Below are 2,016 nucleotides of genomic sequence, written 5' to 3' on the forward strand. Positions count from 1 at the left end.
GAAGACGCGCGCGACCAGCCGGTCCTCGGGAATCAGCGGCAGGGCCAGTCCGGACGAAGCACCTGCGAACCGCTCACCCTGTCCCACGCGGAAGTACGGCACGCGGGGCACGTTCGAGTCGGCGGCATCACCGATGGCAAGCAGGCCATCGGTGTCCGCGCAGACCGCGGCGATGTGCTCCGGCGCCGCCGAATTGGGCAGCAGGCTGACGATGCCGCGCTGGATGCAGGCGAACAGCGACACCGCGAACCAGTAGCGATCGGCGCAGACGTTGATGGCCCGCTCGATCTGCGGCAGCCGCTGCGCGAGTTGCGCGACTTGCCACAGGAACTCCTCGCGGCTGACTGCGCGCCCGTCGTGACGGGCCAGCACGGCAGCGGCATCGGCCAGCGGTAACAAGGGCAGGGTCTTCATGTCGACAGAAGATCGGGGCGGTGGTGCGGAAATGGCGAAGGTCGGGCCGGCATCGACCGATGCTTCAACCGCGTCGATAGGCTCGGTACGCCTGGATGGTTTCGGACACGTTCAGGTGCGGCCGGCTCGGCAAGGCCACGAGGCGGATTCCGTATTCGGCGACGAACATCGCTCCGACGAGGACGGGGGTCAGGACGTTCGCGAAGAAGGACCACCACACGACCGGTCCCCAGCAGAACAGGACGACGGACACCGCGCCGCGGAGTGCGAAGAAGATGGTCCATGCGAGCGTCACCTTCCAGGTGTAGAGAAGGTAGTCCGCATCCAGGCGACCCGGCATCACGAAGGCTGCAATCCGCGAGCAGAAGGCCCGTTCCGGGCCGGCCCACAGGGTCGCGCCGAAGGTCAGGCCCAGCGCGCCCATGGCGCCGACGTGCTGGATGAAATAGAAGAAGGCTGCGTGATCCTGCAGCCGCTGCAGGTTCAGCACGAGCAGCACCAGCGCAATGGCGCACGCCGACAGCGCCACGTAGCGGGCGCGCGAGGCCCATCCGGCTGCGACCGCCAGGGCCGCCATCGGCAACATGCCCGCGATGACCAGCAGCACCGGCGGGCGCTCCATCGCAGACGCTGCGAAAGCCACGCCCAGGTAGGCGGCGGCCCCGAGCGCAAGCGCCGAGGCGCGGATGACCTTTCGCAACCGGGTCATGTCGCGCGGTTCTTGGCGATGTAGGCGGCGAGGTTGCGCAGCGAGCTGAAGATCTCGAAGTTGTCGGCGCTGTCGGCCTTGATCTGCAGGCCGTACTTCTTCGAGATGACCAGCGCGATCTCGAGGATGTCGATCGAATCGAGACCCAGGCCGTCTCCGTAGAGGGGCGCTTCGGGCTGGATGTCGGTCGCCGCCACGTCCAGATTGAGCCCGCTCACGATCATCTCGGCCAGTTCGGCTTCGAGGGCCAGGTCGGGCGCCGACGTGCCGGTGGCGGAAGCTGGTGTAGTCATAGGAAGGGAGTGTTAGGTTTCTGACGGGATGCCTCTGGGGGCATCAGGTTGCATCGCCAGGCTGCCGCGCGGGACGTTCACCACCAGGATGTCGATCGTGGCGATCTCATCGTCCTCAGCGCTGACCTTCGCCGTCACCGTAGCCGCGGTCGACGACATCTGGCGCGAGGTGGCATCGATCACCACCGCCTCGCCGGCGAGCACCGGGCGCTTGAAACTGCACTTGCGCACGCCCGCCAGCACGCCGACGAAGTCGGGTCCCATGCTCCGGGCGTAGGGGTCGCCGGCCAGCATGCCCGCTCCGGCCACCTGCGCGACGGCCTCGATCAGGAAGACGCCCGGGACGATCGGCATGCCTGGAAAGTGGCCCTGCAGGATCGGGAGATCAGCCGGCCAGAGCGCACGGCCCTGGTACCGATCGTGTGCCAGCACGGTCACGGAACGGACGAAAAGGATCTCCCCCCGGTGCGGCAGCACCTGCTGGATCTCCTTCTGGCCCAGTTCGATCGGATAGCTCAGCTCTGTCATGGGAGGAAAGGCACGCGACGTGGATGTGCGACCGGCTCGTCAGGAGCGCAGCAACCAGCGCGTCGTGGGACG

At 67.3% G+C, this 2,016-nt stretch carries 3 protein-coding genes and 1 pseudogene; all 4 read right to left on the reverse strand.

All coding sequences use genetic code 11. The features are described 5' to 3' along the window. Positions 1-414: pseudogene (locus HOQ08_RS08385) on the reverse strand (AMP-ligase); the annotation flags it as partial. 64 nt (positions 415-478) lie between these two features. Continuing rightward, positions 479-1,123: a hypothetical protein gene (locus HOQ08_RS08390; RefSeq protein WP_291193233.1), complete on the reverse strand. Its 645-nt coding sequence runs from the start codon at positions 1,121-1,123 to the stop codon at positions 479-481. Beyond that, positions 1,120-1,416: a phosphopantetheine-binding protein gene (locus HOQ08_RS08395; protein ID WP_291193235.1), complete on the reverse strand. Its 297-nt coding sequence runs from the start codon at positions 1,414-1,416 to the stop codon at positions 1,120-1,122. The genes HOQ08_RS08390 and HOQ08_RS08395 overlap by 4 nt, the downstream gene beginning before the upstream one ends. Positions 1,417-1,428: 12 nt before the next feature. Then, positions 1,429-1,944 carry a hypothetical protein gene (locus tag HOQ08_RS08400; RefSeq protein WP_291193237.1) on the reverse strand — a complete coding sequence of 172 codons (516 nt, stop codon included), beginning with the start codon at positions 1,942-1,944 and terminating at the stop codon, positions 1,429-1,431. Between the last annotated feature and the right edge of the window lie 72 nt (positions 1,945-2,016).

The sequence above is a fragment of the Frateuria sp. genome (assembly GCF_013362045.1).
Taxonomy (GTDB): Bacteria; Pseudomonadota; Gammaproteobacteria; order Xanthomonadales; family Rhodanobacteraceae; genus Frateuria_A.

Excerpts from the sequence above, each read along its gene's own strand:
- HOQ08_RS08400 (WP_291193237.1), bottom strand. The coding sequence starts at position 1,944 with ATGACAGAGCTGAGCTATCCGATCGAACTGGGCCAGAAGGAGATCCAG.
- HOQ08_RS08395 (WP_291193235.1), bottom strand. The coding sequence starts at position 1,416 with ATGACTACACCAGCTTCCGCCACCGGCACGTCGGCGCCCGACCTGGCC.
- HOQ08_RS08390 (WP_291193233.1), bottom strand. The coding sequence starts at position 1,123 with ATGACCCGGTTGCGAAAGGTCATCCGCGCCTCGGCGCTTGCGCTCGGG.